Origin of the sequence: Sphingomonas sp. So64.6b (assembly GCF_014171475.1) — a bacterium.
In the GTDB taxonomy this organism is placed as follows: Bacteria; Pseudomonadota; Alphaproteobacteria; order Sphingomonadales; family Sphingomonadaceae; genus Sphingomonas; species Sphingomonas alpina_A.
In genome coordinates this window covers 720,587-741,598 of record NZ_CP048817.1, presented here as the reverse complement: position 1 = coordinate 741,598, position 21,012 = coordinate 720,587, and the positions used below count along the sequence as shown (strand labels likewise).

Below are 21,012 nucleotides of genomic sequence, written 5' to 3'. Positions count from 1 at the left end.
CAGCATTGCGGGTCGCGGACGGAGCCGCGTATTGGTTATGGGCGACCAAACGTTGCGAACGGAGGGGAAAACGATGAGCAAGGGCCGAGCGCGCGTGCGTGCCGATAAAGCGATACCCAAGCGAACAACTGAGTGATGCGCCCCGCCATCGTTTCGCTCGGCACGGTGCCCACGCTGGGATTATGCTTTGTCGCCTGCCTGATCGAGGGTGCCGATATCGTCTCGATGGGATTGGTGGCACCGGTAATCGCGCGACAGTTCGGTTTCGGACCGGCGGAGATGGGCTATGTCCTGACGGCCGCGATCGTCGGCCTGATGGTCGGCGCGGCTACGGGGGGAATGCTCGGCGACCGCTGGGGCCGGCGCGTCGTGGTAATCGTCGCCTTCGCGGTACTCGGCCTTTGCTCGATCCTAACCGCCCATGCCGACAGCCTGACCGGATTTCTGCTCGTCCGTTTCCTGTGCGGCATCGGGCTCGGCGCGGCGCTACCCAATCTGATCGCCATCGCAGCGGAGGCGGCACGACCCGGGCGGCGCGCGACTGCGATCGGTCTGATGTTCGCCGGCCAACCCGCCGGCGGCAGCCTGCTCGGACTGTTCGTGGCAAGCCGGGCTGGTGTGCTCGACTGGACCAGCGTCTTCTATATCGGCGGCGTGCTGCCGCTGCTGCTGTTGCCTGTCCTCATCCTTGCCTTGCCCGAACCGGAAGCCTTTCGCGACGCGCGCAGCAAGCAGACTGGTCCCCGCGCTCCAACATTGGTCGCATTGTTCGGCGAAGGACGTGCCGCGATGACGCTGCTGATGTGGGCCAGCTACGGCTTCACCCAGGTCGTCGTCTATTTGATCAACAACTGGCTGCCGACGCTGATGGTCGCCAAGGGTTTTTCCGCACAGCAAGCCGGGGCGATCTCCTCGTTCGAGAATGCCGGCGCGGTCGCCGGATGCATCGTGCTTGCCATGGCCACCGATCGCGGCCGAGTGCGGCCAGTGCTGATGGTGACCTATGTCGGGATCGTCGCCGGACTGTTTGGACTGGCGATGGCGCAAAGTTTCTGGCCAGTGGTCGCGATCGGGATTGCGGTCGGGTTCTTCGTGATCGGTGGCCAGCTCATCCTCTACACATTGGCGCCGAGCTATTATCCGATCCTGGTTCGCGCGACCGGCACCGGCGCTGCGGTGTCTGTCGGCCGACTTGGCGGCATCTTCGGACCGCTGGCGGCGGGCAAGCTGATGGCGATCGGGCTCGCGCCGGCGGGAGTGCTGATCGCTGCGGTCCCTTGCGCGCTGCTCGCCGGGCTGGCCGCGGTCAGCCTGACCTTGCGGCCGCTGCCGGCCGAATAGATGATCGACCGGCGCAGCCTGCTCGCGGGGATGGCGGTGGCGACGCAGGCCGCTCCCATTTCGGGTAGTGTGAAAGCACCCGGATCGCCCGCGCTGCGTGCCGATTTTCCGATCACCGGTAACGGACGCACCTTCCTCAATTCGGCCTATATCACACCGGTGCCGAACCAGGTCGTCGCCGCCACGCGGGCGTTCGTCGAGGCCAAGGCGACCCGCCCGATCGAGGTACGCGAATTGCTGCAGAAGACGGAGCGGTTGCGCACGCGCTTCGCTGCGCTGATCAACGCCAGCGCGGACGAGGTCGGTCTGCTGTTCTCCACCGCGGAGGGCGAGAATGTCGTCGCCAACGGGCTCGACCTGAAGCCTGGCGACAATGTCGTGATTGACGACCTGCACTACGATACCGAATATGTCCTGTACGCGCGGCTCGCCAGGACGAAAGGCATCGAATTGCGCATCGCGCGAAATCGCGACGGGGTATTAGACACCAGCGATTTCGCACCGCTGATCGATGCGCGCACGCGGCTCGTGTCGATCGCCTGGGTGTCGCACCGCAACGGCTTTCGTCACGATGTGCGTGCGCTTGCTGACCTGGTCCATAAGCGCGGCGCATTGCTCTATGCCGATGCGATCCAGGCGGTCGGCGCGATCAAGGTCGATGTCCGCGAAACCGGCGTCGATATGCTGTGCGCCGGTGGTTATAAGTGGCTGCTCGGCGGCTGGGGCGTCGCGCCCTTTTATATCAGGAAGGACCTGATCGGTCGCCTGGCGCTCGACCGTTACGGCGAGTTCCACACCAAGCGTGAACTGCCTGATGGCGATTGGGAAATCGACCCGAGCGCGCGGCGCTTCGACTATTCGAGCCGCGCATTCGGTGAGGCGCATGCGCTTTGCGCCGGCATCGATTATGTTGCGAGCATCGGCGTGGAGGCGATCGAAGCGCACGGCGTCGGCCTGGCACTCGAACTTCGCCAGGCGCTCGCGCGTCAGGGCCATCGCGTCGCCACGCCGCCAGACAACCGCTCGCCGATCATTGCGGTTGCTTGTGCGCAGCCGGCGGAAGCGGTGCACCAAGCGTTCGATGCGGCGCAGATCGATGTCACCATCCGCAACGGCCTGATCCGCATCGCGCCCGCACTGTTCAACACCGCAGAGGATATGGATCGGTGCCGATCGGTTCTGAAGAAATTGCTATGATGTTTAGGAACCCGGCATGCGCATGATCGACGGCGAAGAGGTTCGGCGGCGGTTGACCTATGCGCGCTGCATTCCGTTGGTGCGCGCGACGATGGTCGCCTTTTCCGCGGGGCACACCCGGCAGTTGCTTCGCTCGATCATCCCGCTGGCCGATGGCCATACGTTCGGCCTGATGCCCGGCGCGCTCGGTGAAGCGGAGATGTTCGGCGCAAAGCTCGTCAGCGTCTATCCGGAGAATTTCCGCAAGGGTGTGCCGTCGCATCAGGGCGTGGTGGTGCTGTTCGATCCCGTCAGTGGCGCGCCGGTCTGCATCGCGGATGCGGGTGCGATCACTGCGATCCGCACCGCCGCGGCAAGTGCGGTGGCGACTGATGCGCTGGCGCGACCCGACGCCACTAGATTGGCCATTCTGGGTTATGGCGAACAGGCCGCTGCGCATCTTCAAGCGCTGCGCCATGTCCGACCGATAGAGGCTGTCGCAGTATGGGGGCGCGATCCCGACCGTACGATAGCCTTTGCTGCCCGCATGCACGACGAACTCGAGTTGCTCGTCGTGCCGGCCCCCGATGCACGCACCGCCGTGCGCAACGCCGACATCGTCTGCACTGTCACCAACGCCGCCGATCCGATCCTGCGCGGCGAGTGGCTGTCGGATGGTACGCACGTCAACCTGATCGGATCGAGCATTGCCGCGCGGGCCGAGGTCGATGACGATCTTGTCGCACGCTGCCGCTTCATCGCCGACAGCCGCGAAGGCGTGATGATGCAAGGTGGCGAGTTCCGTCGCGCCAAAGCATCCGGGCGCGTTACCGACGCGCATATCGCTGGCGAAATCGGTGAAGTGCTGTCGGACAAAGTCGAAGGACGCCAGAGCGCCGCGCAATGCACCGCCTACAAATCGCTAGGCCATGTCGTTCAGGATCTCGCCGCCGCAAAGGCGTTGATCGAAGCGGACTGAGTCACAGGCTCAACTTCCCCAGACGCGTTGTGCATAGTCGATGAAGTTGCGCCCGAGGATTTTCTCGATCCGCGCTTCCTTGAAGCCGCGCTTGGCCAGCAGATCCGCCAGCTTCCAGAACTGATCTGGCCCGCGCAAATCCATGATGAAGGGATAGCGGTCCGGCCCTTCGCCCGGTGCGGCGATGCCGGCGTTGGCGCGTGCTTCATATTCCTTGTGAAAATTGGCGAGATAGGCAGGCATATCGTCGAAGCTGGTGATGCTGCCGTCGGTGCCGATGCCGACATGATCCTCGCCGCAGACATTCACCGCATGCTCGACATGGGCGACCACGTCGCTGGCGGAAGCGCGGCCCTGCGCATTCAGATAGAGCATGAAATAAATGCCGATATAGCCGCCGCGCTCCGCGACCAGACGTAGTTCGGTATCGGTCTTGTTGCGCGGCAGGTTCGACAGCGCGCGGCAGCCGGTGTGCGAGATTGCGATGGGCTGCTTCGAATAACGCGCCGCGTCGAGGCAGAGCTGCTCGCCGCTATGCGACAGATCGACCATGATGCGGTTCGCGTTGAGACGGTCCACTACCTGCCGACCGAAATCGGTCAGGCCGCAATTCTCCGGCGCGGTCGATCCGCAGCCCAATGCATTGCGCGGATTATAGGTCAGCTGGATGATGCGGACGCCGAGATCGGCAAAGATGTCGACCCTTGTCGCATCGTCGCGCATCATCGTCGCATTCTGAAAACCGTAGATGATACCGATGCGGTTTTCAGCCTTGGCGCGCAGGATGTCCCGGGCGCTGTGGACCTTCATCAGATCGACGGGATTGGCGCGGATGCGGCGATCCCACAAGGCGATCTCGCGGACCGTATGGACAAAGGGATCCATGTTGCCGGCGACATAACCGAGCGTCAGGTTTACCGCGGTCAGACCCGAAGCGCGCGCATCAGCGATCGCGCGCGGGTCGACGGCGGTGCTTTCCGCGCGCGGGATGCCACTGTCGCGCTTGACCTCCTCGACCGCGTTCGGATTGTTCAACTCGCCAAGCGAATTGACGATGATCGCGTCACGCCGCCGATCGGGTGAACCCGCTAGCGGTGACGCCACGGTGACGGCCTCAGAAAGCGGCGTGAGCAACGCCGCGCCGAGCAGTTTGCGACGGTCGATCGATCCGAACACATTCATTCCATGCCTTTCGTCGGCGGCCACAGGGCCGATCTGACGGTTCCAACCTTGCGATCCGCTTATGCAAGACGCACGACCGCGCCCAACCCGAACCGAATTCAGCGCTTTGCGGATGTTCGAGGGCGGTGGCATCGTTGAGCATGGCTCGGTCTCTTGCTATACCTCGTTTTCCGCCCTCCAATTCGTTGGACGGGCACGCACGGCCGTGCCGAGCTGGTCGGCTAAGCTTCGGTATTCAGGACAGAAAAGTCGATTACGGTGGACCAGCGGGGCCCCCTGCGGCGGGCCCCGTGGCGGAGAGGGTGGGATTCGAACCCACGGTACCCGTGAGGGCACGCCGCATTTCGAGTGCGGTACATTCGACCACTCTGCCACCTCTCCGCGAGGTCTTTTGATGCCTCTCCGGACAGAAATCCGAAGCGATACCGGTCGATGAAGGCGGGCCTCTAACGTACCGCGCAGAGGCTGACAAGCGGGGGCGGCAGCATCATCGCTTGTGCGGCGCAAAACAGTGACTAGATTGGAGCCATGCCCCGATCACATATTCCCATGACGCCTGCCGACCGCGGCGTTGCCATGCCGCCCGTCGCGCACGCGCGCTTCACGATCGGCGATGTCGTACGCCATCGCGTGTTCGATTTTCGCGGCGTAATCTTCGACGTCGATCCGATCTTCGCCAATAGCGAGGAATGGTATGAAGCGATTCCGGAAGATATCCGGCCGCGCAAGGATCAGCCCTTCTATCACCTGCTCGCCGAGAATATGGAGTCGAGCTATGTCGCCTATGTCAGTCAGCAGAACCTGATTCCCGACGATAGCGACGAGCCGATCGACCATCCGGCAATCTCCGGCCTGTTCACCGACTATGCCGATGGCCGTTATACATTGCGGCGCGAACATCGGCACTGATCGCTGACGACCGGACGAGGCTCTGAAGAGAAAGAGACAAAAAAGGGGAGCCGAAGCTCCCCTTTCTCTTTGGCGTTCCGCGTTCGGCGCAATCAAAAGTCGACCGAAACCCGAGCATAAACGAACCGCCCGTTGAAACCGAACGGCGCGAGACCAGTATAAGGCAGGTACTGAAAGTTCGCCGGATAGACCCCGCCGATCGCCGCCGGACGAGCGCCGGTCGGGCGCCGGTCGGGATAGACGTCGAGAATATTGTCCGAACCGACCGCCAGAGTGAAACGCTTGGCGATCTTGTAGCGGATTTCCAGGTCGGTCACGAACTTGGCGCCGAGAATCTGATCGTCCGGGCCCAGCGCGGTCAGGCTGGTTGCCGCCGCACCAAGCGGCAGCGCGGCATCGGGTGAGATGACCTCGCCATAGCGCGTAGTCCGCGCGGTAATGCCGAAATCGCCGATATTGCCATCCGCGCTCAGCACCAGCTTCGACGAAGGCTGACCATCGGTGAAGCGAATCCCTTCGAGCCGCCCGAACAGGACGATATTCGGGATCGTCGCCAGTGGCCCCAGCGCATTGAGGCGGCGGTCGATCTTGTTTTCGTTATGGTTGTACGCCGCAGTGAAGTTCCAGGTGCCGAGCGACGCGATATTGGTGCGATAGCTGATCACCGCATCCACACCCTTGGTGGTCGTATCTAGTCCATTGATGAAGAAGCGCGCTGCACCCACGCTCTGGAACCCATTAGCGTCGAGGATCGCCTTGACTGCGGTGTTGACCGCCGCCGTACCGCTGCCCGCCGCGCCGAGATTCTCGGTCAGTACGACGCGATCGCGAATCTTGATCTTGTAGAAATCGATTGTGAGATTGAGCCCACGTAGCGGATTGGCAGTGGCACCGACGCTGAAATTGACCGACTTTTCAGGCTTGAGCGGCTTCGATCCAAGCGCACGCGCAACCGGGCTGTCGACCGCAAGCGTGCTGATATCGACCGGGAAGCCACCAATGAAGTTGGTCGAGGTGGTGGTGAAGAATTGCTGCTGCAGCGAGGGTGCGCGGAAGCCGTTCGAAACCGAGGAGCGAAGCGCGAAGCCCGGCGCAAATTCGTAACGCAGCGCCATCTTCACGTTGCTGGTGCTGCCAAAGTCGCTGAAATGTTCGTAGCGGCCGGCAAGCGTCGTGGTCAGGCCATCGGCCAGTTCGGCGTCAAGCTCGAGATAACCGGCATAGCTGTGACGGCTGCGATCGGTCGTCGCGGACAGCGGAATGCCCGGAAAGCCTTGCGCGCCGGCCGCCGCGGCGCGACCGGGGAAGCTGCAAAGACCGCTGGAACCGGTGTAGACGCCACCAAGCGTGACGCAATTCGCCGCCGTCGTCACCACCGACGGCCGGAACAATGGCCCGGCGGAATAGGATTGCAGGTCGCCGGCGCGGATCTTGAAATTCTCGTCACGATATTCCGCGCCGGCCGCGACGGTCAGCGGCCCGGCGAGCCCGACCTCGAAATTCTTCGAGAAATCGAGATTGGCAACGATTTGCCGGAAGGCGAGACCGCCAGCGTCGAACTCGCTCTGGCTCGCGGTACCATAGGAGGTGTTGAGGCTGTTCTGAACGACATAGTCGAACGAGTTGCGGCCATAGCCGATCGACAGATCGGTGCCCCATCCGGCCACATCGCCCTTGACGCCCAGCGTCCCGGCATAATCGTCGAGATCGGTGTTGATCAGCGGAAGGAAGCCGTCGGGCCGGAGCGCAGTGAAGTTCGCAGGAGCGGGCGTAGTCCCGGGGGTGATGGTCGAATAATCGCGGTTACCGGCATTGTTGGCCTGGCGATAATTGGCCGCGCTCAGGCCGTCACGGTGGCTGTACGATCCGAACGCATAGGCATCGAAGTTGCCGACCGGGATGCTCGCATTGACGAAGACGTTGTAATCTTCCGTCTTCGCATCGCCATAGCGAAAGCTCAGGCGATTGAAGGTCAATTCGCGCGGGTCGAACGGCGTATTGGGGACGCGATTATAATTGGGCCGGATATCCGCTGCGGACCGGTTGGTCGCATTGCGATCGCGATATTCGCCGGTCAGATTGATGAAACCCTCCCCAATCGGGATACCGATATTCGCCGCAAAGGTGGTGAATTCGCCGTCGCGCGCCTTGCGCTCGCCGTCGGTGTTGACCGCGAACACGCGAGCGTCGCCACTACTGAGAAGAGGCTGTCCGCCGGACGTCTGGAGTCCAGTGACATTCTGTACGCCATCAAGCGTCGTGATGTACTTGCCGAAGCTCGCCTGGGCTCGCCCGCCCTTGCTGCCGCGCTTGAGCTGGATGTTGATCACGCCAGCAATGGCGTCCGAACCATATTGCGACGAGGCGCCGTCACGCAGCACTTCGACCCGCTCGATCGCAAGCGCCGGAATGGTGTTGAGATCGACCGCCGCGGAGCCCCGCCCGACGGTGCCGTTGATGTTGAGCAGCGCAGAGACATGGCGGCGCTTGCCGTTGACCAGCACCAGAGTCTGATCGGGGCTGAGGCCGCGCAGGGTTGCCGGGCGGAGCACGTCTGATCCATCGGAAATCGACGGCTGCGGGAAGTTGAACGATGGCACGAGCTGATTGAGAATCTTGTTGGTCTCGCCCAGGCCCGACGAGGACAAGGCCTCGGACGAGATCACGTCGATCGGCACCGCGCTGTCCGATGCGGTGCGATTCGCAACGCGCGTTCCGGTGACGATAATAGGGTCATCCAGATTGTCTTCCGGTGTGGTCTGCGCAGCATCGTCGGCTGCAGCAGGCGCGCTTTGAGCATGCGCAGGAAGGGCCAGTGCCAGCGTGGAAGCCGACACCGACAGCAAGGCTATCATTGAACGACGCATTTGTTTTCCCCCGAAAAAACGAACGTAGGTCCGTATCGGGACTAGCTTATGCAGTCACCGGGATGTCACAATGCGGAAACTGATCCAGACCGATGAATTGCCGCTCCTGTTGCCATGCAGCAACAGCCTAAAAGAGCCTCGCAACGGTTGACAGCAGCGCCCTCCTCGCCTAGCTGGCCACTCTTTCCCGCGTCGGGCTTGCCTGACGTGGGTCATTATCGTTTTGAAAGATGTAAGGCCATGTTCGCAGTCGTGCGCACAGGCGGCAAGCAGTATCGCGTTGCCGCCGGAGACAAGATCGTCGTCGAGAAGCTCGATGGCGAAGCAGGTTCGTCGATCTCGTTCAGCGACATTTTGCTCGCCGGCGAAGGCAGCGAGCTGAAGTCGGTCGAGGGGCTGACCGTCTCCGCCGAGATCATCGCTCAGGCGAAGGCCGACAAGGTCATCGTCTTCAAGAAGAAGCGTCGCCACAATTATCGCCGCAAGAATGGCCATCGCCAGCAGCACACGATCCTGAAGATCACCGCGATCGGTGCTCAGGAGAACAAGGCCAAGGCAAAGAAGGCCGATGCGGCCCCCGAAGCAGCTGGTGCGGAAGCGCCGGCAGCTCAGGCGTAAGGAGTAGTTCGAGATGGCACATAAGAAAGCAGGCGGTTCATCGCGTAACGGTCGTGATTCGGCCGGTCGTCGCCTTGGCGTGAAGAAGTTCGGTGGCGAAGCAGTCGTCCCGGGCAACATTCTCGTGCGTCAGCGCGGCACCAAGTTTTACCCGGGCACCAATGTCGGCATGGGCAAGGATCACACCCTGTTCGCGCTGACCGGCGGCCGAGTGACCTTCAAGGAAGGCAAGCTTGGACGTAAATTCTGTTCGGTAGAAATTATGGCGGCCGCGGCCGAATAAACGGGCAACCGATCGGGTTGCCCAGCAGGGCGACCCGGGTTTCCAACAGGAAACCTTAAAAAGGGAGACGGGTCGCCCCGCCTCCCTTTTTTCATGCTCCCTCCCCAACCATTGTCGCTGCCACGTCATGCAGACGTGGCAGCGGCGGCGCGACGAGGAGAGTATCGATGTTCGCTCGGACCAAGAGATTGACGTTGCGGCCCGGCTGGCCGGAAGAAGCCCCCGAACTGGCCCAGGCCATCGCGCATGAAAGCGTGGCGATGAAGCTGGCCCGCCTTCCCTGGCCCTATCGCCCGGACGATGCGGCCGAATGGCTGTCGCGCCCACGCGGCGCGACCGACACCGATTTCGTCATCGTCAGCCATGAGCATGATTTCCGCATCATTGGCGGGATCGGGCTGCGCGAGGATGCCGGCGTGTTCGATCTCGGCTATTGGCTCACGCCCTCTGTCTGGGGTCGCGGCTATGCGACCGAGGCGAGCCGTGCCGTGCTGCACATGGCACGGCACGCGCTTGGGCTGAAGAGTGTGAGCTCGGGCCATTTCGTCGACAATCCGGCCTCGGGCAACGTGCTGCGCAAGCTCGGCTTCCGCGAAACCGGTCGCGCGCCGCTCTATTGCATGGCACGCGGGCGCGAGGTGGCGAGCGTCAAGATGGCGCTCGATCTCGATGATGACGACCGAACCGCGGACATGTGTCTCGCGGCGTAATGGAGATCAGGCCGCCACGGTTTCCCGCGGAAGGATGGCGGCCTGATAATCGCTTTCGGCCAGGCCGATCAGTCGGCGGTCGTCATGCTTCCACGGATGAAAACCCGGCAGGAAGAACGATATCCACGCGCCGAGCACCTTGCGCGCCATGCCGGGGCGACCGAGCGCGTACCAGATGATGCCGCGATGCGCCTTCAAGCCGGTGATGCCGTCCTGACGCAACAGATCGAGCATCCCACGGTATCGGCCGTCGAAGAAGCGCGCGGTCGTACCGAGCATGACCAACGCCTTGATCTTCCAGCGCATCCAGCGTGACCAATGCTTCGTCGCGTGCAGCCAGGTGTCATAAGCGACGCCCTTATGCTCGATCTCCTCCGCCGCGTGCCAGCGCCACAGCGCGACCGCCTGTTCGTCGCCGCCGGCGAGATGGCGCGGATTGGCGATCAACTGGTTGGCGATGATCGCAGTGAAATGCTCGAGCCCCATGGTCGCGGCGAGGCTGGCGATCGGCGGGCGGCCTTTGGTGAGCGCAAGCGCCGCGTCGATATGCTTGTCGAGCATCGAGATGTCATAACCCTGGTCGGTGACGTGCCGGTTGAACGCGACATGCTCGCGGGTATGGATCACTTCCTGCTTGATGAACGCCTGGATCTCGGCGGCGAGGCGCGGTGAGGTGCCGTCGCGAAAGTTGCGCACGCTGTCGATGAAGAACCCCTCCCCCTTGGGGAAAGTGACTGACAGCGAATTGTAGAAGGCGGTCGCGAACGGATCGTCGTTCAGCCACCAGCGCTTCATCGCGCGGCCACGACCGAAACGCAGATCGCGTGGCGTGATCGTCAAATCGGCGGGAGTTGTTGCTTTCGCCACGAAAACCTCCAAACAGGAATCAGCAATATATACTTACAAGACTGTCAATTAGGACCTACTTACACTCGTGTCAATAACTCGCAGACGACTTAGCCCCGAAGAATCGCGCGAGGCCGCAATCGAAGCCGCGCGTGCCCTGCTCGTCGAGGGTGGCCCACAGGCCGTGACATTAAAGGCGGTCGCGGCGCGGATCGGACGCACCCATGCTAATCTGCTCCATCATTTCGGCTCGGCTGCCGATCTGCAACGGGCGCTGATCGCTCATTTGGCGGACACGATCACGGCGCAGATCGGTGAGGCGGCGAAGCGTGCTCGCGCCGGCGACCAGAATCCACGTGAAGTGGTCGACATGACCTTCGATGCGTTCGCGCGCGGCGCCGGTGCGATGGCGAGCTGGATGATCCTGACGGGTAACGAGGATGCGCTCGACCCGATTCTCGAGGCGATCCACCGGCTGGTCGATGATCTGGCCGAGGGCCATGTGCATGACGGCCCCTCGATCCATGAAGAGACACTGCAGCTGGTGCTGACCGCGCTGGGCGATGCGTTGCTTGGCGGGCCGATGGCCAAGGCGCTCGGCCTGCCGCGAACCGCGGCACGCGAGATGGCGCTGCAGACCTTGATCGCCTCGCACGCGAGCGCCACGACGGCATAAAGCCGCCAAGCTGGCGATTGTGCGCCTTTCGGGTTAAGGGGCGCGCATGCATTTCCTCGACCAAGCAAAGATCTTCGTCCGATCGGGCGCGGGCGGCCCCGGTGCCGTCGCCTTTCGGCGTGAAAAATTCATCGAATATGGCGGCCCCAATGGCGGCAATGGCGGCAAGGGCGGCGACATCGTGTTCGAGGCCGTTGCCGGCCTCAATACGCTGATCGATTTCCGCTATACCCAGCATTTTCGCGCGCCGCGCGGGACGCCGGGCGCGGGCCAGAACATGACGGGCGCGGGCGGCGAGGATATCGTCATCCGCGTGCCCGTCGGCACTCAGGTCCTGTCCGAGGACAAGGAGGAGGTGCTGGCCGACTTCACCGTGCCGGGCCAACGCGTCGTGTTCCTGCGCGGCGGTGACGGCGGGCGCGGCAACGCCAGCTACAAGACCTCCACCAACCGCACGCCGCGCCAGCACGGCACCGGCTGGCCCTATGAAGAGATGTGGGTCTGGTTACGACTCAAACTGCTTGCCGATGCCGGCCTGGTCGGCCTGCCCAATGCGGGCAAATCGACCTTCATCAACGCGGTGACCAACGCCAAGGCCAAGGTCGGCGACTATCCCTTCACCACCACCCGGCCGCAATTGGGCGTGGTCAGCCACAAGAACCGCGAATTCGTCGTCGCCGACATTCCCGGCCTGATCGAGGGCGCGGCCGAAGGCGCTGGGATCGGCGACCGCTTCCTGGGGCATATCGAACGCTGCAAAGTGCTGCTCCATCTGGTCGACGCGAGCGGTGACGATCCGCTTGAGGCGTATCGCGTGGTCCGTGCCGAGTTGGAGAATTACGGCGCCGGCCTGATCGACAAGCCCGAGGTCATCGCGCTCAACAAGACCGATGTGATGGAAGCGGATATCGTCGAGATGCTGCTCAACGAACTGCGTGAAGAGAGCGGCGCGGAGGTATTCCCGATCTCGGGCGCGACCAGCGCGGGGGTTGAGGGCATTCTCGACAAGTTGATCGAGGCGATCGGCCCGGTCGAAGCGGCTCCGGTCAAACGCGATATCGACGATGAGGGAAACCAGGTCGAATGGTCGCCGCTTTGAGCAACCGACTATCCCCTCCCCTTCAGGGGTGGGGCAGCGTCGGGCGGGGCTCGATGCCCCGATCGGCGCTCCGTACCGGGCGCTGTCGAGTCTTTTTTGAGCGCGCAGACGCGCGCACCCACCCCCGCCCCTCCCTTGAAAGGGAGGGGTGAAGAAATGTTCTCCCCGCCTCCTGCCCCCGCCTGATCGTCAAGGTCGGCTCCGCTTTGCTCGTCGATCCGTCGGGCGCGGTGCGGCGTGAGTGGTTGACGAGCCTTGTCGCCGATATCGCCGCGCGCTCCAGGGCCGGCCAGCAGGTCGCGGTCGTCTCCTCCGGTGCGATCGCGCTTGGCGCGCGGCGGTTGAAGCTCGCGAAGGGCGGACGCGCTAGCCTGGAGGACGCGCAGGCGGCGGCCGCGACCGGCCAGATCGCGCTCAGCCAGGTCTGGGCGGAACTGCTCGGTGCGGAGGGCCTGACCGCCGCACAGATCCTCGTCACGCTCGACGATCTCGAGGATCGCCGCCGTTATCTCAACGCCGCCGCCACGCTCAACCGGTTGCTTGGCCTGAACGTGGTGCCGGTGATCAACGAAAACGACAGCGTTGCGACCGCCGAGATCCGCTTCGGCGACAATGACCGGCTCGCCGCGCGCGTCGCACAGGCGGCTGGGGCACAGGGCGTGATCCTGTTGTCGGACGTCGATGGCTTGTACGATTGCAACCCGACGACCAATCCGAATGCAACGATGATCGAACGGGTCGAGCGGATCGACGCGCGCATCGAAGCGATGGCCGATACCGGCTCCGCATCGGGAATGGGATCGGGCGGCATGGTGTCGAAGATCGCCGCCGCGCGCATCGCCACGGCGGCGGGCGCACATCTCGCGATCGTATCCGGCCATGTGTCGAACCCCCTCACCGCTTTTGCCGATACCGGGCGCGGCACGGTGTTCGTGGCGGAGAAGACCGCCCCGGCACGCAAGGCGTGGCTCGCCGGCGGCCTGACCGCGCGCGGCACGGTGCATATCGATGCCGGCGCGGTTGCCGCGTTGAAGCGCGGCAAGAGCCTGCTCGCGGCGGGCGCGACGCGGGTCGAGGGCAGCTTCGCGCGGGGCGACCTGGTCGCCATCGCCGGCCCCGATGGTAGCCCTCTTGCTCGCGGCCTGAGTGAATATGACGCGGCCGATGCGCTCCGGATCATCGGCAAGCGCAGTGAGGAACTCACCGCGGTCCTGGGTTATGCGCCCCGTGCTGCGCTGGTTCATCGCAACCATATGGCGGTGCTGTGAGCGTTCTTGCGGTCACCGGCGGGACCGGTTTCGTCGGCGGCAAACTGATCGATCTGGCGCTCGCAGCGGGCCATCAGGTCCGCGCGCTCACGCGGCGGCCGCAACCCGCCCGTGATGGCGTGGAGTGGATCGAGGGGGCGCTCAACGCACCCGGCGAGCTGATGCGTGGCGCCGATACCGCGATCCATGTCGCCGGTGTGGTCAACGCGCCCGATCGCGCCGGGTTCGCAGCGGGGAATATCGCGGGCACAAGCGCAATCGTCGCCGCAGCGACCGCCGCCAGCGTGCGCCGATTTATCCATGTATCGTCGCTCACCGCGCGCGAACCCGGCCTGTCGATCTATGGCTGGTCCAAGGCCGAGGCCGAACGAGTGGTCGAGGACAGCGACCTCGACTGGACCATCGTCCGGCCACCGGGCGTCTATGGCCCCGGCGACATGGAAATGCGCGACATGTTCCGCCTGGCCAAGCGGGGCATCGCTTTGCTTCCGCCGCCGGGCAAGATCTCCATCATCCATGTCGAGGATCTCGCACGGCTGCTGCTTGCCCTCACTGCAGAGAACCCCGGCCGCGTCATTCTCGAAGCCGATGACGGCGTCGCGGGCGGCTGGACACATGATGGTTTCGCCCGCGCGATCGGTGCGGCGGTCGGCCAGCGCGTGTTACCGCTCGCCTTGCCCAAAGGATTATTGTCGTTCGCGGCCCGGGGCGACCGGCTTTTCCGGGGCGGCAAGGCCAAGCTGACAAGGGATCGCGTCGACTATCTCAGCTATCCCGACTGGACGGTCGATCCGGCGAAACGCCCTGCCCCCGGCCTGTGGCAGCCGCGGATACCCACCCCGCAGGGTCTCGCCGCGACCGCGGCATGGTATCGCGCCCACTCCTTGCTATAAGTCCGCCGGAAAGCCGCCGCATTTACTTGTCACGGATGGCGACACCAGATCACACAAGGATTGTCATGAGCGACCGCAGCCAGATTTTCGACACCGTCGCCGCCCAGATCGAGCCGTTCAACAAGAAGGGCGTGACGCTGTCGGACGCGACGACGTTCCAGGGCGATCTCGAATGGGACAGCCTGACGGTGATGGATTTCGTCGCCGCGATCGAGGACGAGTTCGAGATCATCATCACGATGAACATGCAGGCCGAGATCGAAACCGTCGGCCAGCTGGTCGATGCCGTCGAGAAGCTGAAGGGCTGAGCCGATGACCGATGCCGGACAGACCCCCGAGGCATTGCCCACCGACCCGCCCATGATCGCAGCCGAACACGATTTGATGTCGAAGTTCGACGGCCTGATCGCCGAACGCCAGGCACTGATCGACACCGGCGTCACCGATCCGTTCGCGATCGTGATGGAAAAGGTGAAATCGCCGACCGAAGCGGTGATCAACGGCAAGGATACGATCCTGCTCGGCACTTATAATTACATGGGCATGACCTTCGATCCCGATGTGATCCAGGCGGGCAAGGATGCGCTCGACCAGTTCGGGTCGGGCACGAACGGGTCGCGCATGCTCAACGGCACGTTCCGCGACCATATGGATGTCGAGGAAGCGCTGCGCGAATTCTATGGCGTGACCGGGGCGATCGTCTTTTCGACTGGTTATATGGCCAACCTCGGCATGATCTCGACGCTCGCCGGCAAGGGCGAATATGTCATCCTCGACGCCGACAGCCATGCCTCGATCTATGACGGCTGCCAGCAAGGCAATGCCGAGATCGTGCGTTTCCGCCACAACAATGTCGAGGATCTCGACAAGCGGCTCGGCCGCCTGCCCAAGGAGCCGGGCAAGCTGGTCGTGCTCGAGGGCGTCTATTCGATGCTTGGCGATATCGCGCCGCTCAAGGAAATGGTCGCGGTGGCCAAGAAGCACGGCGCGATGGTGCTGTCCGACGAAGCGCATTCGATGGGTTTCTACGGTCCCAATGGGCGTGGCGTTTACGAGGAGCAGGGTTGCGAGGGCGACGTCGATTTCATCGTCGGCACCTTCTCCAAATCGGTCGGCACGGTCGGCGGTTTCTGCGTGTCGAACCATCCCAAGTTCGAGGCGATCCGGCTCGCCTGCCGCCCCTATATCTTCACCGCATCGCTGCCGCCGTCGGTCGTCGCGACCGCCGCAACATCGATCCGCAAGCTGCGATACGCCCATAACAAGCGTCAGCATCTGTGGGAAAATGCTCGCAAATTACATGGCGGCCTGACCGCGATGGGCTTCAAGCTCGGCACTGAAAAACCGGACAGCGCGATCATCGCGGTGATCCTGGAAGATCAGGAGCAGGCGGTGACGATGTGGCAGGCACTGCTCGATGGCGGCCTCTACGTCAACATGGCGCGGCCGCCTGCGACACCGGCCGGCACTTATCTACTGCGCTGCTCGCTCTGCGCAGAACATAGCCCTGAACAGATCGACACGATTCTCGGCATGTTCAAAGCCGCGGGCCAGGCTGTGGGCGTGATCCCTTAAACCCAAGCGGCGGCTTCCCACGCGTTGCGCGAGCGTGTAGATTCGTGCGCAATGAGTGGGATCGAGGGCGAGATCGAGGTTTCGACAGGGCGGCAAACCCCCTGGCGCACCATCATGCTGGTCATGATGGCGTTGCTCGGCGCGGCTGTGCTCATCGCGCTGGTCGTCACTTTGGGGGAAGCCAATCGCCAGCGCGAACGGGCGACCCGGGCACAATCGCATAGTTACGAGGTGATGATCCTGTCGCGCACCCTGTCGGGGACGATCGCGCGATCGGAGGCATCACTCGGCCGCTATGTGATCAGCGCCGACAAGGAACTTGGCCGGCTCTATTTCGAGGAATGGCAGCTTGCCGGGCAGCAGATCAACCGGCTTGATGTGGTCACCGGCGACAATCCGCCGCAACAAAAGCGGATCGACGCGCTGCGTCGCGCTTACAACGCGCGCGGCAGCGAATTGTCGCTGACCGCACTCAGCACCAATTACGGCAAGAACAACCAGGCCCTTGCGCGGTATTACCAGGCACGCAAGGCACCCGCGCTAAACGAGATCAACCAGCAGCTCGACGGCATCATTGCGGAGGAACGCCAGCTGCTCGACCGGCGCACCGGCGCGGCGATGCGCTCGGTCGATCAGTCGAACAACGTGGCACGCGTGCTGGTCGTATTCGGGGTCCTGATCGTGCTTGGCGCGATCGCGCTGGGATGGCTGACCGTCGATGCGCTCGGCCAGCGCGCCACCGCCCGTGCCGAAGCGGAGACGGAACGCGAGCGGTCGCTTGAACTGGAGGCGGCGGTGGCGCAGGCAACCGAGGAATTGCGGCTGCAGGAAAGCAAGCTGCGCCAGGTCCAGAAGATGGAAGCGGTTGGGCAGTTGACCGGCGGTATTGCCCATGATTTCAACAATATGCTGGCGGTCGTTCTGGGCGGACTGGAACTTGCCAAACGCAATTTGAGCAAGACGTCCAGCCCCGCGTTGCGCCATATCGAAAGCGCGATGGAGGGTGCCAACCGCGCCGCCGCGCTGACGCGCCAGCTGCTGGCCTTTTCGCGCGAGGAATCGCTGCGGCTCGAGCCGATCGCGGCGGGCGAGTTGATCACCGGCATGTCCGACCTGCTCGATCGCACGCTTGGCGATGCGATCACCGTCGTCGCGCGTGATCAGGGCCAGGGCTGGTTGACCCGAGCCGACCGCCATCAGCTCGAAAATGCCGTGCTCAACCTTGCGGTCAATGCGCGCGATGCGATGGACGGCCGGGGCACGCTGACCATCGTCACCGCCGGCACACAACTGGCCGAGCATGCGGTGGGCAATTGCCCGGCCGGTCAATATGTGACGATCGCGGTGACCGATACGGGATACGGCATGACGCCCGAAGTGATGGAGCGGGTGTTCGAGCCCTTTTTCACGACCAAACCGGTGGGCAAGGGTACGGGCCTTGGCCTGAGCCAGATATTCGCCTTTGTGCGTCAGGCGGAAGGCGAGATCGGGCTGCAGTCCGCGCCCGGCAAGGGCACCACCGTGACGCTTTATTTGCCGCGCGATACCACCGCGCAATCTTCGGTGAAGGAACCGCTCGCTGCGGCCCCCGAGCCGGTGGCACCGGCCTTGCTCGACATCCTCGTCGTCGAGGACGACCAGCGCGTGCTTGCCGCGACGTTGGGCGCATTGGAGGAACTCGGCCACCGCGCGATCGCGTGCAGCGATCCGCTGAGCGCGCCGGCATTCCTGCGTGCGGCCGACAATATCGACCTGATCGTGTCCGACGTGCTGATGCCGGGTCAGACCGGCCCGGAGATGATCGCCGGTCTGAGAACCGATTACCCTCATGTCGCGGTGCTGTTCGTGACCGGTTATGCCGGCGAGGCGAGCGAAGCGGAGTTCGGCGGCAACCATGTGCTGCGCAAACCCTTCACGATGACCGCGCTGGAGCGTGGCATCGCTGCGGCGATGGCGCTCGATCGCCCGACCGCGCCGCACGATCCGCTTCCCGCCGATAGCTCCGCTCATAGCCCCCATCAAAGCATAGCGGCCGAATGATTTTCCGGCTGACGTAGCGTCGCACCCCGGATATAGCCCGTTGACGCCGTCACGCTGGGCATCCCGCCCTCTTCTTGCCCGCCCATCTTGAAAGCCCGTCCCCCGCCCGATGAAATCCATCGATCGCTACATGGTCCGGCTTATCGCGGTGCCGCTGATCTCCACGCTCGTCATCTCGGCGATGCTGCTGGTGCTCGACCGCATGCTGCGCCTGTTTGACTTCGTCGCCACCGAGGGCGGGCCGGTTGCCGTGGTGTGGAAGATGCTGGCCAACCTGCTCCCCGAATATCTCGGGCTGGGCATCCCGATCGGCCTGCTGCTCGGCGTGCTGCTCGCCTTTCGCAAGCTTGCCACGACGTCCGAACTCGACGTGATGCGCGGCGTGGGCATGAGCTATTGGCGGCTGTTGCGCGTGCCATACATGTTCGCGATCTTCCTCGCGGCGGTCAATCTGGCGATCGTCGGCTTCGTCCAACCCTATGCGCGCTATGCCTATGAGGGATTGCGTTTCGAACTCCGCACCGGTGCGCTCGGTGCGTCGATCAAGGTCGGCGAGTTCACGCATTTCAGCGACAGGATGACGGTGCGCATCGAGCGGAGCCGCGATCAGGGCCGCAAATTGTCGGGCATCTTCGTCAAGGCGGTGACCAAGGACGGCGCGGCCTATGCGGTGACGGCGGAAAGCGGCAAGTTCCTCGCCACCGACAATCCCGAAGAGATCGTCTTCCAGCTGAGCAACGGCGTGCTGATTAACGAGGCGCCCGGCATCGCGACGCCCCGGGTGCTGACCTTCAGCACGCACAATTTGCCGATCCCGCTGCCCAAATACGGCAATTTCCGCCAGCGCGGCGAGCGCAACCTTGAACTGACCCTGCCCGAACTGGCGCGGATCGGCGGCGATCCGAAGGCGGGCGCGGAATTGCGCGATACCAGCCGGTCCGCCTTCCACTTCCGCGTCGTCGAAGTCGCGACGATGTTCCTGCTGCCATTGCTTGCGCTCGCGCTTGGCGTGCCGCCGAAGCGATCCTCCTCCGCGCTTGGCGTGTTCCTGGCGATCGTGATGGTGGTAACCTATCACAAGGTGAACCAATATGCCGAGGCGATCGGCGGCCTTGGCCGGATCGACCCGCTGATCGCGTTGTGGACACCATTCCTGTTTTTCGCCGGGCTGGTGCTGTGGATGTATTACACCATCGCCTATGTGCCCGACGGTCAGCCGATCGGCGCGCTCGAACGAGTGATCGGCAAGATCGGCAAGGCGATCATGCGGCGCCTGCCCGGGCGTCGGCCTGAGGCCGCAACCACATGAACTTTCTGCAATTCTTCCCGTCACGCGTTGTTGCCGTCTATATGGCGCGGCTGTTTATCGTGCGCACCTTTGCGATCCTGGCCGCAATGGTGCTGGTGCTGCAGGCGCTCGACCTGCTTGGTCAGACCGGCAATATCCTGGGCCAGGCGGGCAATGGCGATGCCGAGATCTGGCGCTATGTCAGCTTGCGCGCGCCGCAGATCATCGCCTTTGTCCTGCCCTTCTCGGTGTTGCTGGGCACGATCCTGACGCTGACGCAGATGAACCAGAACAGCGAGATCATCGCACTCAAGGCATCGGGCCTGTCCGCGCATCAGGTGCTGGCGCCGCTGATCATCGCGAGCTTCGCGGTGGCGATCATTTCCTTCGCCTTTAACGACCGCATCGTGTCGCGCGCGACGGCGACGCTCAACCAGTGGCAGAAGGTCGAATATGGCCCCTTGCCGATCGATCGCGGCGACCGATCCAATGTCTGGGTGCGCGACGGCGACGATTTGATCCAGGTCGACCAGATCAAGGGCAAGGGCGCGGGCGCCGTGCTTGCCGGCATCAAGCTGTACGATCGCGAAAAGGGCAATCTGGTCAGCATCATCGAGGGCAAGCGCGGGACCTATACCGGCAAGGCCTGGCGGATCGAGGGCGTGAAGCGGTTCGACGTCAAGAGCGGCAAGCTCGTCCCGCTCGGCACGATCACCGTGGCGGAAGGCGTTCGTCCCGACCAGTTCACGCTTGCCACGGTCGATGCCGATGGCCTGTCCTTTGGTGCATTACGCGCGGCAATCAGCGATCTCGCCGATGCCGGCCGGCCGACCAAGGCGCTGGAGGGCGCGGCATGGCACAAGCTGTCCGGGCCGCTTTCGTCGATCCTGATGCCGCTGCTCGGCGCGGTCGCGGCGTTCGGCGTGGCGCGGTCGGGCAAGCTGTTTCTGCGCGCGGTGATCGGCATGATGCTTGGCTTCACCTTCTTCGTGGCGGATAATTTCGCGCTCGCGATGGGCAATCTCGGCGCCTATCCGCCCTTCCTCGCCGCCTGGGCGCCGTTCCTGCTGTTCTTCCTGATCGGCGAAGCGGTGCTGGTGCGGACGGAGGAATAATCCGCCGGTCCTGTGGGCGGCGTTCAACCGTTCAATCCGCTATACATCTTGAACGGTTGAACATCGCCCCTCGATCAACCGATTTGGGCCATCGGTGCGTCATACCGCTCCCTGTATCGAGCGCTTACCCGGCGCAGGCCGGGGCCA

General features: G+C 63.6%; 19 protein-coding genes and 1 tRNA gene. 16 read left to right on the top strand and 4 right to left on the bottom strand.

The features are described from left to right. Nucleotides 1–135: 135 nt before the first annotated feature. From G4G27_RS03445 to G4G27_RS03435, 3 genes are read left to right on the top strand one after another with little or no spacing between them, the layout of a single operon-like run. Nucleotides 136–1,341, top strand: coding sequence for an MFS transporter (locus G4G27_RS03445; protein ID WP_244624671.1), 1,206 nt, complete (start codon nucleotides 136–138; stop codon nucleotides 1,339–1,341). Beyond that, nucleotides 1,342–2,538: an aminotransferase class V-fold PLP-dependent enzyme gene (locus G4G27_RS03440; RefSeq protein ID WP_183112057.1), complete on the top strand. Its 1,197-nt coding sequence runs from the start codon at nucleotides 1,342–1,344 to the stop codon at nucleotides 2,536–2,538. A gap of 16 nt (nucleotides 2,539–2,554) precedes the next feature. Continuing rightward, nucleotides 2,555–3,496, top strand: coding sequence for an ornithine cyclodeaminase family protein (locus G4G27_RS03435; RefSeq protein ID WP_183112056.1), 942 nt, complete (start codon nucleotides 2,555–2,557; stop codon nucleotides 3,494–3,496). Between the two features lie 9 nt (nucleotides 3,497–3,505). Here G4G27_RS03435 and G4G27_RS03430 read toward each other — a convergent pair whose 3' ends face one another. Both G4G27_RS03430 and G4G27_RS03425 read right to left on the bottom strand, forming a co-directional pair. Next, entirely contained in the window at nucleotides 3,506–4,678 is a 1,173-nt protein-coding gene (locus G4G27_RS03430; RefSeq protein WP_183112055.1) for a membrane dipeptidase, read from the bottom strand. 291 nt (nucleotides 4,679–4,969) lie between these two features. Further along, nucleotides 4,970–5,059 (bottom strand) — tRNA-Ser (locus G4G27_RS03425). Between the two features lie 168 nt (nucleotides 5,060–5,227). Here G4G27_RS03425 and hspQ point away from each other — a divergent pair. Continuing rightward, nucleotides 5,228–5,587 carry a heat shock protein HspQ gene (hspQ, locus tag G4G27_RS03420; RefSeq protein ID WP_244624536.1) on the top strand — a complete coding sequence of 120 codons (360 nt, stop codon included), beginning with the start codon at nucleotides 5,228–5,230 and terminating at the stop codon, nucleotides 5,585–5,587. Between the two features lie 92 nt (nucleotides 5,588–5,679). On the opposite strand, the gene G4G27_RS03415 is transcribed toward hspQ, so the two are convergent. Further along, nucleotides 5,680–8,454: a TonB-dependent receptor gene (locus G4G27_RS03415; protein WP_183112053.1), complete on the bottom strand. Its 2,775-nt coding sequence runs from the start codon at nucleotides 8,452–8,454 to the stop codon at nucleotides 5,680–5,682. Nucleotides 8,455–8,694: 240 nt separating this feature from the next. Between G4G27_RS03415 and rplU the strand changes: the two genes are divergently transcribed. From rplU to G4G27_RS03400, 3 genes are all read left to right on the top strand, one after another. Beyond that, complete coding sequence (gene rplU / locus G4G27_RS03410) at nucleotides 8,695–9,072, top strand: 50S ribosomal protein L21 (protein ID WP_183112052.1); 378 nt, start codon at nucleotides 8,695–8,697, stop codon at nucleotides 9,070–9,072. A 13-nt stretch (nucleotides 9,073–9,085) separates the two neighbouring features. Next, entirely contained in the window at nucleotides 9,086–9,355 is a 270-nt protein-coding gene (rpmA, locus tag G4G27_RS03405) for a 50S ribosomal protein L27 (RefSeq protein ID WP_034156671.1), read from the top strand. Nucleotides 9,356–9,522: 167 nt separating this feature from the next. After that, nucleotides 9,523–10,065 (top strand): GNAT family N-acetyltransferase, encoded by a 543-nt coding sequence (locus tag G4G27_RS03400; protein WP_183112051.1) that lies wholly within the window; start codon nucleotides 9,523–9,525, stop codon nucleotides 10,063–10,065. A gap of 6 nt (nucleotides 10,066–10,071) precedes the next feature. Here the strand turns inward: G4G27_RS03400 and G4G27_RS03395 are convergent, their stop codons facing one another. Continuing rightward, a complete protein-coding gene (locus G4G27_RS03395; protein ID WP_183112050.1) occupies nucleotides 10,072–10,932 on the bottom strand; it encodes a metal-dependent hydrolase in 861 nt (286 codons plus the stop codon). Nucleotides 10,933–10,999: 67 nt separating this feature from the next. Here G4G27_RS03395 and G4G27_RS03390 point away from each other — a divergent pair, with 67 nt between their 5' ends. The 9 genes from G4G27_RS03390 to lptG all read left to right on the top strand — a co-directional run bounded on the left by G4G27_RS03390 (nucleotide 11,000) and on the right by lptG (nucleotide 20,865). Further along, nucleotides 11,000–11,587, top strand: a complete 588-nt coding sequence (locus G4G27_RS03390; RefSeq protein ID WP_183112049.1) for a TetR family transcriptional regulator — start codon at nucleotides 11,000–11,002, stop codon at nucleotides 11,585–11,587. Between the two features lie 46 nt (nucleotides 11,588–11,633). Then, nucleotides 11,634–12,686: an Obg family GTPase CgtA gene (gene cgtA, locus G4G27_RS03385; RefSeq protein ID WP_183112048.1), complete on the top strand. Its 1,053-nt coding sequence runs from the start codon at nucleotides 11,634–11,636 to the stop codon at nucleotides 12,684–12,686. Between the two features lie 182 nt (nucleotides 12,687–12,868). Further along, nucleotides 12,869–13,954, top strand: a complete 1,086-nt coding sequence (gene proB / locus G4G27_RS03380; protein WP_183113588.1) for a glutamate 5-kinase — start codon at nucleotides 12,869–12,871, stop codon at nucleotides 13,952–13,954. Further along, nucleotides 13,951–14,847, top strand: a complete 897-nt coding sequence (locus G4G27_RS03375; RefSeq protein ID WP_183112047.1) for an NAD(P)H-binding protein — start codon at nucleotides 13,951–13,953, stop codon at nucleotides 14,845–14,847. Before proB ends, G4G27_RS03375 begins: the two co-directional genes overlap by 4 nt. A 65-nt stretch (nucleotides 14,848–14,912) precedes the next feature. Beyond that, nucleotides 14,913–15,155, top strand: coding sequence for an acyl carrier protein (locus tag G4G27_RS03370; RefSeq protein ID WP_183112046.1), 243 nt, complete (start codon nucleotides 14,913–14,915; stop codon nucleotides 15,153–15,155). A 4-nt stretch (nucleotides 15,156–15,159) separates the two neighbouring features. Then, on the top strand, nucleotides 15,160–16,422 hold the full coding sequence (locus G4G27_RS03365; RefSeq protein ID WP_183112045.1) for an aminotransferase class I/II-fold pyridoxal phosphate-dependent enzyme: 1,263 nt from the start codon (nucleotides 15,160–15,162) through the stop codon (nucleotides 16,420–16,422). A gap of 51 nt (nucleotides 16,423–16,473) precedes the next feature. Next, nucleotides 16,474–18,462 (top strand): ATP-binding protein, encoded by a 1,989-nt coding sequence (locus G4G27_RS03360; RefSeq protein WP_183112044.1) that lies wholly within the window; start codon nucleotides 16,474–16,476, stop codon nucleotides 18,460–18,462. Nucleotides 18,463–18,592: 130 nt separating this feature from the next. Next, on the top strand, nucleotides 18,593–19,771 hold the full coding sequence (locus G4G27_RS03355; protein ID WP_244624535.1) for an LptF/LptG family permease: 1,179 nt from the start codon (nucleotides 18,593–18,595) through the stop codon (nucleotides 19,769–19,771). After that, on the top strand, nucleotides 19,768–20,865 hold the full coding sequence (lptG, locus tag G4G27_RS03350) for an LPS export ABC transporter permease LptG (protein ID WP_183112042.1): 1,098 nt from the start codon (nucleotides 19,768–19,770) through the stop codon (nucleotides 20,863–20,865). The genes G4G27_RS03355 and lptG overlap by 4 nt, the downstream gene beginning before the upstream one ends. The last annotated feature ends 147 nt before the right edge of the window (nucleotides 20,866–21,012 follow it).

What these genes read in the sequence shown, in the direction of transcription:
- G4G27_RS03445 (WP_244624671.1), top strand. Translation starts at nt 136, where the DNA reads ATGCGCCCCGCCATCGTTTCGCTCGGCACGGTGCCCACGCTGGGATTA.
- G4G27_RS03440 (WP_183112057.1), top strand. Translation starts at nt 1,342, where the DNA reads ATGATCGACCGGCGCAGCCTGCTCGCGGGGATGGCGGTGGCGACGCAG.
- G4G27_RS03435 (WP_183112056.1), top strand. Translation starts at nt 2,555, where the DNA reads ATGCGCATGATCGACGGCGAAGAGGTTCGGCGGCGGTTGACCTATGCG.
- G4G27_RS03430 (WP_183112055.1), bottom strand. Translation starts at nt 4,678, where the DNA reads ATGAATGTGTTCGGATCGATCGACCGTCGCAAACTGCTCGGCGCGGCG.
- hspQ (WP_244624536.1), top strand. Translation starts at nt 5,228, where the DNA reads ATGACGCCTGCCGACCGCGGCGTTGCCATGCCGCCCGTCGCGCACGCG.
- G4G27_RS03415 (WP_183112053.1), bottom strand. Translation starts at nt 8,454, where the DNA reads ATGCGTCGTTCAATGATAGCCTTGCTGTCGGTGTCGGCTTCCACGCTG.
- rplU (WP_183112052.1), top strand. Translation starts at nt 8,695, where the DNA reads ATGTTCGCAGTCGTGCGCACAGGCGGCAAGCAGTATCGCGTTGCCGCC.
- rpmA (WP_034156671.1), top strand. Translation starts at nt 9,086, where the DNA reads ATGGCACATAAGAAAGCAGGCGGTTCATCGCGTAACGGTCGTGATTCG.
- G4G27_RS03400 (WP_183112051.1), top strand. Translation starts at nt 9,523, where the DNA reads ATGTTCGCTCGGACCAAGAGATTGACGTTGCGGCCCGGCTGGCCGGAA.
- cgtA (WP_183112048.1), top strand. Translation starts at nt 11,634, where the DNA reads ATGCATTTCCTCGACCAAGCAAAGATCTTCGTCCGATCGGGCGCGGGC.
- G4G27_RS03370 (WP_183112046.1), top strand. Translation starts at nt 14,913, where the DNA reads ATGAGCGACCGCAGCCAGATTTTCGACACCGTCGCCGCCCAGATCGAG.
- G4G27_RS03365 (WP_183112045.1), top strand. Translation starts at nt 15,160, where the DNA reads ATGACCGATGCCGGACAGACCCCCGAGGCATTGCCCACCGACCCGCCC.
- G4G27_RS03360 (WP_183112044.1), top strand. Translation starts at nt 16,474, where the DNA reads ATGAGTGGGATCGAGGGCGAGATCGAGGTTTCGACAGGGCGGCAAACC.
- G4G27_RS03355 (WP_244624535.1), top strand. Translation starts at nt 18,593, where the DNA reads ATGGTCCGGCTTATCGCGGTGCCGCTGATCTCCACGCTCGTCATCTCG.
- lptG (WP_183112042.1), top strand. Translation starts at nt 19,768, where the DNA reads ATGAACTTTCTGCAATTCTTCCCGTCACGCGTTGTTGCCGTCTATATG.